The organism is Paraburkholderia sp. AV2 (assembly GCF_054968425.1).
In genome coordinates this window covers 1-8595 of record NZ_JBANLK010000046.1, presented here as the reverse complement: position 1 = coordinate 8595, position 8595 = coordinate 1, and the positions used below count along the sequence as shown (strand labels likewise).

The window sequence follows — 8595 nt, the reverse complement described above, 5'->3', positions numbered from 1 at the left end:
CGGGGGCCCCCGCCCCCGCCCCCCTGCGCCAGCCGGGCGGCCCAATCGGCCCGGGGCCCGGCGACTCCCCCCGCCCCCCTTCTCCTTGCCAGTCACCTGGGTCAACTAAACTGAGCCGAGCGCCGCCCGACTCCGGGGACTTTACTTCTGGGCGCGCAGAATCCGCGCGGCGTCGAGCGCGAAATACGTGAGGATGCCGTCCGCGCCCGCGCGCTTGAATGCCAGCAGCGACTCCATCATCACCTTGTCGTGGTCGAGCCAGCCGTTCTGTGCGGCGGCCTTGAGCATCGCGTATTCGCCGCTCACCTGGTACACATAGGTCGGAAAGCGGAATTCGTCCTTCACGCGGCGCACGATGTCGAGATACGGCATGCCGGGCTTGACCATCACCATGTCTGCGCCTTCCTCGATATCGAGGCGGACTTCGCGCAGCGCTTCGTCGGTATTGGCCGGGTCCATCTGGTAGGTCATTTTGTTGCCCTTGCCCAGGTTCGACGCCGAACCCACCGCGTCGCGGAACGGTCCGTAGAAAGCCGAAGCATATTTGGCGGAATACGCCATGATCTTCGTATGGATGTGGTTCTCGCTCTCCAGCATTTCGCGAATCGCGCCGATGCGGCCATCCATCATGTCGGACGGCGCGACGATGTCGACGCCGGCTTCGGCCTGGGTGCGGGCCTGAGCGACGAGAATCTCGACGGTCTCGTCATTGATGACGTAGCCATTCTCGTCGAGTACGCCGTCCTGGCCGTGGCTCGTGTACGGGTCGAGTGCGACGTCGCACAGCACGCCCAGGTCGGGAAAGCGCTTCTTCAGTTCGCGCACGGCACGCGGGATCAGGCCGTCGGGGTTCGTGGCTTCGATGCCGTCGGGTGTTTTGAGCGCGGGATCGATGGCCGGGAAGAGCGACAGCACCGGCACGCCGAGCTCGACACATTGCTCGGCGACCCCCATCAGGAGATCGATCGATACGCGATCGACGCCGGGCATCGACGGCACGGCTTCGCGCACGTTGTCGCCCGCGACGACGAACACGGGATAGATCAGATCGTTCGTGGTAAGAAGGTTTTCGCGCATCAGGCGGCGCGAGAAGTCGTCACGGCGCATGCGGCGCGGACGATGATGCGGATAGAAGCTCATGACGGCAATGGGATGGTTCGAACTGCGCGTGAATCGAACGGCGTTTCCGGGCCCCCGGAAACTTTTCGGGACAATGGTATATCATACCGATCGAGCGAGGCGCCCTGCGCCGAGCTCCCCGCTTCTCCTCCCTGAGCGGGTGCCTGTCGTTTTTCGATAAGGCTGTTTAGCCCGCCGGCACTTACGGCGGGTTTTTTTATGTGCGGCGCGAATGTGCAGGGCACGCGCGAACCGGCCCTCGGCATCTGCCGTGCGGGTCCTCGAAAAAAGGAATGCGCGCCCCGGCCGGCATCGACCGCCGCACGCGCATGCGTAGAAGATCGTTACGGGGCGGGACTTGCCGGGGTTTCGTCTGAGGTACCGGCGTCGGCCGGCGGCACGAGCCAGCTCTCGATCAGCGCGTGCGCTTCGTCGAGCCCCACGCGCTTGAGCGCCGAGAACAGCTGCGCGCTCAGCGCGCCCTCGTAGCCCTGCTGACGATATTCGTCGAAGCCTTTCTTCGCCGTACGCAGCGCGAGCGTGCATTCCTGCCGCGTCAACTTGTCACACTTGGTCAGCAGCGCGTGAATCGGTTTGCCGGTGGGCGCAAACCACTCGATCATGCGGCGGTCGAGTTCCGTGAGCGGGCGGCGCGCGTCCATCATCAGGATCAGGCCGCGCAGTTGCGCGCGCGTTTTCAGATACTGGGACAGCAGTGCCTCCCAGTGCGCCTTCGACGCTTCCGGCACTTCGGCATAGCCGTAGCCGGGCAAGTCGACCAGATAGCCCGCGGGATCGTCCGCCGGGCCCACGTCGAAGTAGTTGATGTGCTGTGTGCGTCCCGGCGTCTTCGAGGCGAAGGCGAGCCGCTTCTGATTGCACAGCAGATTGATCGCGGTGGACTTGCCGGCATTCGAGCGCCCGGCGAACGCGATTTCCGGCCGCGCCGTAGCGGGCAGGTCGCGCAGGTGATTCACCGTTGTGAAGAAGCGGGCTTGATGCAGCAGAAAGGCCATCTGGGAAACCACAATGTGTGAGACAAGCTGACGGCCTCAGGCCACCTGGTCAGCAGGCCCGGAAGCGGCCGGGAACGATTAAGGGACATCGGGGCGAGGCCCGACTGGCGCGGTTGCGTCCACCGCGCTATTGTACAATGCGATGGTTTACTGAATACCCGTGAGGCCGGCGCGGGCCTTCGAGGTAGATCGGTCGCCGTCGTACTTTGCAGAACCTGATTCCCACAATACGAAACAAGGTGCGCGAATGAATCGACTGTGCAAGTCCTTGAAGTTCCTCGTATTTGCGATAACGGCAGGTCTTACGGCAGGTTCCTCGATGATGTTGGCGCACGCGGCGGCGCAGCCCGCCAAGCCGGATCTCGCCCGGGGGCAGGCCGTCGCCACGCAGGTGTGCGCAGCCTGTCACGGCGCCGACGGCAACAGCTCGGGGGGCGCCTATCCCAAACTCGCGGGTCAGCACGCCGAGTATCTCGTCAAACAGCTCAAAGACTTCAAACCGCAGGGTGGCAAGCCCCCTGCGCGTAATAACGCGATTATGGCCGGCATGGCCTCGGCGCTTTCGGATCAGGATATGATCAACGTCGCCGCGTGGTTCGCCTCGCAGGCACCCAAGCCCGGCTATGCGCACGATGCGAATACGGTGCCGCTTGGCCAGAAGATCTGGCGTGCGGGTATTGCCGACCGTGGCGTGCCGGCCTGCGCGGCGTGTCACGGCCCGAACGGGCAGGGCATTCCGATCCAGTATCCGCGGCTCTCGGGGCAGTGGTCGGAGTACATCGTCGCGCAGCTCGATGCCTTCCAGCAGGGCACGCGCAACAACAACGAGGCGATGCACACGATCGCGCACCGTCTTTCGGATGACGAGATCAAGGCTGTCGCCGACTACGCGGCCGGCCTGCACTGAAAGGCCGGCGCATGCCGGCTGGAGAACAAGAAAAGGGTGAGGGCGCTGACAGCCCTGCACCCTTTTTTGCTGTCTGGCGAGTTGAGTCGCCGTTAGAAGCGGAGTTTGAATGAGCGTCACCACATCGGGTCTGCAGTTGAACGTACGCCAGAAGGCGGTGAGAAGCGGCGTCGAGCTGTTGAGCTCCATGCGTTTCGCCATCGCGCTGCTCGTGGTGCTTGCCATTGCGAGCATCATCGGCACGGTCCTCACGCAGGACGACCCCTACCCCAATTACGTCAACCAGTTCGGTCCGTTCTGGGCCGATATCTTCCGGTCGCTGAGCCTCTACACGGTCTATAGCGCCTGGTGGTTCATGACGATCCTCGGCTTTCTCGTCACGTCGATCTCGCTGTGCGTGATCCGTAACGGCCCGAAGATGATCGCCGACATGAAGAGCTGGAAGGACAAGGTCCGCGAAAGCAGCCTGCGCGCGTTCCACCACAAAGGCGAATTCACCGTTGCCGGCGCATCGCGCGAGGAGGCTGCCGCGGCGCTCGGCAAGCTTGCGCAGCGGCTTGGCTATCGTTTCGTCACGCGCGAGTCCGAAGGCGCCACGCTGATCGCGGCCAAGCGCGGCGCGCTCACGAGAGTCGGCTACATCTTCGCGCACGTCGCGATCGTGGTGATCTGCATCGGCGGCCTGCTCGACAGCAACCTGCCGATCAAGCTCCAGATGTGGCTCTTCGACAAGACGCCGATCCGCAGCAATGCCGTCATCAACGACATTCCGCCCGAGCACCGGCTTTCCACGTCGAACCCGACGTTCCGCGGCTATGCCTGGGTTCCGGAGGGGCAATACGTCTCCACGGCGATCCTCAACGAGCCGGACGGCTCGCTGATCCAGGATCTGCCGTTTTCGATCCAGTTGAACAAGTTCATCGTCGACTACTACTCGACCGGTATGCCGAAGCTCTTCGCGAGCGATATCGTCGTGATCGACCACAAGACCGGCCAGCGCATTCCGGCTCGTATCGAGGTGAACAAGCCGTTCGAATACGACGGCGTGTCGATCTACCAGTCGAGCTTCCAGGACGGCGGCTCGCAGCTTTCGATGACGGCCTGGCCTATGGTCGGCGCGAGCGCGAAGGGCTTCTCCGTAGGCGGCACGGTCGGCAATACTTCGCCGCTGAAGCTCCCGGCGGGCGAGACCGTGCCGGGCGTGGACGGCCAGACCATCGAGTTCGCCGATTTCCGCGCGATCAACGTCGAAAACATCTCGAATGGCAGCGGGGCGAACGACGTGCGCGGAGTCGCGCACCAGTCGCTCAAGGAGGCGTTCGACGAGCGCCTCGGTTCGGGGGCGAAGTCGTCGAAGCCGCTCGACCTGCACAACGTCGGGCCGTCGGTACAGTACAAGATCCGCGACAAGGACGGCCAGGCGCGCGAGTACAACAACTACATGCTGCCCGTCGACGTGAGCGGCGCGCGCATGTTCCTCGCGGGCATGCGCGAGAACCCCGACGATCCGTTCCGCTACGTGCGCATTCCCGCCGACAGCGGCGGCACGCCGAAGGAGTGGGTGATGCTGCGTGCGGCGTACGAGGACCCGGCGCTGCGCGCCGGGGCGGCGCATCGCTTCGCACTGCGCTCGGTCCCTGACTCGAACAAGGAGCTCCAGCAGCATCTGGAGGACAGTGCCCTGCGCGTGCTGACCCTTTTTGCGGGCACGGGCCAGTCCGCCGCGAAGTCTGCGGACCCGCAGGACGCAGGCGGTTTCCAGGCGGTGGCGGCGTTCATCGACAAGTCGGTGCCGAAGGATCAGCAGGAGAAGGCTGCGGGCCTCCTGCTGCGCATGCTGGAGGGGGCGACGTGGGACCTCTGGCAGATCGCGCGCGAACAGGCCGGTGAGCCCGACCTCAAGCCCGACGCGGACTCGGCGCGTTTCGTGCAGGATTCGATCAACGCGGTTTCGGACAGCTTCCTGTACGGCGCGCCGGTCTATCTACAGCTCGATTCATTCAGGCAGGTGCAAGCTTCGGTATTTCAGTTGACGCGCGCGCCGGGCAAAAAAGTCGTGTATCTTGGCAGCCTGCTCCTCGTACTTGGCATCTTCTCCATGTTCTACGTGCGCGAACGGCGGCTGTGGTTCTGGCTGAAGGATGCCGGCAGGGATCAGGACCAGCAGGACCATCACGGCGTGGACGTGATCATGGCGATGTCGACCGCACGCCGGACCCTGGACTTCGAAAAGGAATTTGCCCGCACCCGCGACGCGGTTGGCCGCGCGCTCGGAGTAGCGCCCCGGGCCACACCGGAAAGTGACGGGGGCGAGGGTGGCGAAAGCGGGCCGGACCGTGCGCCTCGATCCACGGATTCTCATGATCAACGGCGGTAAGCCCATGGACTTGACCCAGGTTTCTTCTTCTGCCAATGCCCGCCGCGCCAGCCGCGCGGCGGCTGCGGGCGCCGCGCGCGAGGGTGCGCACGGCTTGCCCGATGACGCGCTGTTCGACGAGCGCCCCTTCCTGCGCCGCCTTTCGGTGGTGGACTGGTTGTTCGCCTTGGCGCTCGTGGCCGGCGCGGGTTTCGCGCTGGACCGCTATCACGCGCACATGAACTACTACGACAAGCTGGTGCTGTGCGGCGTGGTGCCGGCGCTCGTCGTGCTCGGCTGGCGCTGGAAGCCGTCGCGCCTTCTGATGGCTGCGATCGCCGTGATCTCGATCGGGGCGATCCAGCTCTACCAGGGCGACCTCTCGCGCGCCGATTCGGCCTTCTTCCTCAAGTACTTCCTGTCGAGCCAGTCGGCCATCCTCTGGATGAGCGCGCTCTTCGTGCTTGCCACGTTCTTCTACTGGATCGGCCTCCTTTCGCGCTCGGAAACGGGCGGCGCGATTGGCACACGGCTTACGTGGGCGGCCGTGCTGATGGGCTTCGTCGGCATGATGGTGCGCTGGTACGAGTCGTACCTGATCGGCGCGGACGTCGGCCACATTCCCATCTCGAACCTCTACGAAGTGTTCGTGCTGTTCAGCCTCATCACGGCGCTCTTCTATCTGTATTACGAAAAGCACTACAACACGCGCGCGCTCGGGGCCTTCGTGCTGCTCGTGATCAGTGCGGCCGTCGGTTTCCTGATGTGGTACTCGATCTCGCGCGACGCCCAGCAGATCCAGCCGCTCGTGCCCGCGCTGCAGAGCTGGTGGATGAAGATCCACGTGCCGGCGAACTTCATCGGCTACGGCAGCTTCGCGCTGGCGGCCATGGTCGGCGTCTCTTATCTGCTGAAGGAGCGCGGCGTGCTGGCGGACCGCCTGCCCGCGCTCGAGGTGCTCGACGACGTCATGTACAAGTCGATCGCCGTCGGCTTCGCTTTCTTCACGATCGCGACGATCCTCGGCGCGCTCTGGGCCGCACAGGCCTGGGGCGGTTACTGGAGCTGGGACCCGAAGGAGACCTGGGCCCTGATCGTCTGGCTCAACTACGCGGCGTGGCTGCACATGCGGCTCATGAAGGGCCTGCGCGGCGGCATTGCCGCCTGGTGGGCGCTCACGGGCCTGCTCGTGACCACCTTCGCCTTCCTGGGCGTGAACATGTTCCTCTCGGGTCTGCATAGTTACGGCAAGCTGTAACTTTCTCCGCCCGCAGGACGAACTAACCGTCGGATGCTTCGCACCGGCGGTTTTTTTTCGTTCCCGGGGAAGATTCGTCCGATGCGCGTGTTAGTGGTGATGTGGACGACATAGGAGCAGCAACATGTTGATCAGGCGTAGCAGCAGGATCCTCCTCAACGGTGACGACATCCCGGCGAGCGAGATTACGCCTCAAAAGGTGTTCGAACAGCGCAGACGTTTGCTGCAGGCGGCGGGTGCGCTCGCGCTGGGCGGCATCGCGGGGACGTTCGGCGCGACGCGCGCCCATGCGGAGTACGCGTCGCCCGATCCGAAGGCGCAGAAACTTCCCGCGAAGACCGACGCGAAGTTTGTCGTGCCCGACAAGGTCACGCCGTACAAGGACGTGACCACGTACAACAATTTCTACGAGTTCGGCACCGACAAGGGCGATCCGGCCGAGAACGCCCATACGTTGCGGCCGCGTCCGTGGCGCGTGAGCGTGGAGGGCGAGGTCAGGAATCCGAAAGTTTACGATATCGACGAGATCCTCAAGCTCGCGCCGTTCGAAGAGCGCGTGTACCGGCACCGCTGCGTGGAGGCCTGGTCGATGGTGATTCCCTGGGTTGGCGTGCCGCTCTCGGAGCTGATTCGCCGCGCCCAGCCCACCGGCAATGCGCGCTATGTCCAGTTCATCACGCTGGCGGATCCTTCGCAGATGCCCGGCATCTCCGATCCCGTCCTCAACTGGCCGTATTCGGAAGGGCTGCGCATGGATGAGGCCATGAATCCGCTGACGCTGCTCACGGTGGGGCTCTACGGCCAGGTGCTGCCGAACCAGAATGGCGCGCCCGTGCGCATCGTCGTGCCGTGGAAGTATGGCTTCAAGAGTGCGAAGTCGATCGTCAAGATCCGCTTCGTCGAGGCGCAGCCGCCGACGAGCTGGAACACCTACGCGCCGAACGAGTACGGCTTCTATTCGAACGTGAACCCGAACGTCGATCACCCGCGCTGGAGCCAAGCCACGGAGCGGCGTATTGGCGAGGATGGATTCTTCACGCCCAAGCGCAAGACGCTGATGTTTAACGGCTATGGCGATCTGGTGGCGTCGATGTATCAGGGCATGGATCTGCGCAAGAACTTCTGAGGTTCGAGGCAGCAATGGAGCAACCGATGGAATCGACGACGACAGCCGGCACCGCGCCCGCAGCGGCGCCGCGCGCGGCCGCGAAGAACGCCGCGGCGAAACGTGCCGCCGCGAAAGTGCCGGCCGGTCCGCGCTGGCTGCCCTGGGTCAAGGCCGCCGTCTTCGTGGCGGCGTGGTATCCGCTGGCGCGCATCGTTCTTTTCGGCATAACCGGGCAGATCGGCGCGAATCCGATCGAGTTCATCACGCGCTCGACGGGCCTCTGGACGCTCGTGTTTCTTTGCATCACGCTGGCCGTCACGCCGCTGCGCCGGCTCACGGGATGGAACACGCTGATCCGCTTTCGCCGCATGCTTGGCCTTTACGCGTTCTTCTACGCTGCGCTGCATTTCACGACTTACATCTGGTTCGACAAGTGGTTCGACGTGATGGCGATGTTCAAGGATGTCGGCAAGCGGCCCTTCATCACGGTCGGCTTCGCAGCTTTCGTGCTGCTGATTCCGCTCGCCGTGACCTCGACGCGCGGCATGGCGCGTCGGCTCGGACGCCGCTGGCAGACGCTGCATCGGCTCATCTATCCGATAGGCGTGCTGGCGATCCTGCATTTCTGGTGGATGAAGGCGGGCAAGCACGACCTCGCACAGCCCAAGCTCTATGCGGCGATCCTGATCGTGCTGCTCGGCTGGCGGATTGGCGTCTGGCTGCTTGCGCGGTATCGGTCGGGGAGCGCCGTGCGGGCCACGTAGGCACTTGCGCTCCAGCTGTTACGGCTCGGGCTATTTGAGTTTGGGCGGGGGGTATTTGTCTCGCGTT

At 64.2% G+C, this 8595-nt stretch carries 7 protein-coding genes; 5 read left to right on the top strand and 2 right to left on the bottom strand.

Annotation, left to right across the window (positions count from 1 at the left end; translation table 11 throughout):
- Nucleotides 1–141 precede the first annotated feature (141 nt).
- Nucleotides 142–1140, bottom strand: coding sequence for a porphobilinogen synthase (gene hemB / locus V8683_RS25015; RefSeq protein ID WP_411188268.1), 999 nt, complete (start codon nucleotides 1138–1140; stop codon nucleotides 142–144).
- Nucleotides 1141–1463: 323 nt separating this feature from the next.
- The gene (yihA, locus tag V8683_RS25010; RefSeq protein ID WP_411188269.1) at nucleotides 1464–2135 is read right to left on the bottom strand and encodes a ribosome biogenesis GTP-binding protein YihA/YsxC; all 672 of its coding nucleotides are present in this window, start codon (nucleotides 2133–2135) and stop codon (nucleotides 1464–1466) included.
- Nucleotides 2136–2382: 247 nt separating this feature from the next.
- Between yihA and V8683_RS25005 the strand changes: the two genes are divergently transcribed.
- From V8683_RS25005 to msrQ, 5 genes are all read left to right on the top strand, one after another.
- The gene (locus tag V8683_RS25005; RefSeq protein WP_411188270.1) at nucleotides 2383–3042 is read left to right on the top strand and encodes a c-type cytochrome; all 660 of its coding nucleotides are present in this window, start codon (nucleotides 2383–2385) and stop codon (nucleotides 3040–3042) included.
- A gap of 109 nt (nucleotides 3043–3151) precedes the next feature.
- Nucleotides 3152–5419: a cytochrome c biogenesis protein ResB gene (locus V8683_RS25000; protein ID WP_411188271.1), complete on the top strand. Its 2268-nt coding sequence runs from the start codon at nucleotides 3152–3154 to the stop codon at nucleotides 5417–5419.
- A gap of 4 nt (nucleotides 5420–5423) precedes the next feature.
- The gene (ccsB, locus tag V8683_RS24995) at nucleotides 5424–6656 is read left to right on the top strand and encodes a c-type cytochrome biogenesis protein CcsB (protein WP_411188272.1); all 1233 of its coding nucleotides are present in this window, start codon (nucleotides 5424–5426) and stop codon (nucleotides 6654–6656) included.
- A 124-nt stretch (nucleotides 6657–6780) separates the two neighbouring features.
- Entirely contained in the window at nucleotides 6781–7782 is a 1002-nt protein-coding gene (msrP, locus tag V8683_RS24990; protein ID WP_411188273.1) for a protein-methionine-sulfoxide reductase catalytic subunit MsrP, read from the top strand.
- A 14-nt stretch (nucleotides 7783–7796) separates the two neighbouring features.
- Nucleotides 7797–8528 (top strand): protein-methionine-sulfoxide reductase heme-binding subunit MsrQ, encoded by a 732-nt coding sequence (gene msrQ, locus V8683_RS24985; protein ID WP_411188274.1) that lies wholly within the window; start codon nucleotides 7797–7799, stop codon nucleotides 8526–8528.
- Nucleotides 8529–8595 lie beyond the last annotated feature (67 nt).

Bases quoted from the DNA above. Each gene is read 5' to 3' on its own strand.
- hemB (WP_411188268.1), bottom strand. From the start codon at position 1,140: ATGAGCTTCTATCCGCATCATCGTCCGCGCCGCATGCGCCGTGACGAC.
- yihA (WP_411188269.1), bottom strand. From the start codon at position 2,135: ATGGCCTTTCTGCTGCATCAAGCCCGCTTCTTCACAACGGTGAATCAC.
- V8683_RS25005 (WP_411188270.1), top strand. From the start codon at position 2,383: ATGAATCGACTGTGCAAGTCCTTGAAGTTCCTCGTATTTGCGATAACG.
- V8683_RS25000 (WP_411188271.1), top strand. From the start codon at position 3,152: ATGAGCGTCACCACATCGGGTCTGCAGTTGAACGTACGCCAGAAGGCG.
- ccsB (WP_411188272.1), top strand. From the start codon at position 5,424: ATGGACTTGACCCAGGTTTCTTCTTCTGCCAATGCCCGCCGCGCCAGC.
- msrP (WP_411188273.1), top strand. From the start codon at position 6,781: ATGTTGATCAGGCGTAGCAGCAGGATCCTCCTCAACGGTGACGACATC.
- msrQ (WP_411188274.1), top strand. From the start codon at position 7,797: ATGGAGCAACCGATGGAATCGACGACGACAGCCGGCACCGCGCCCGCA.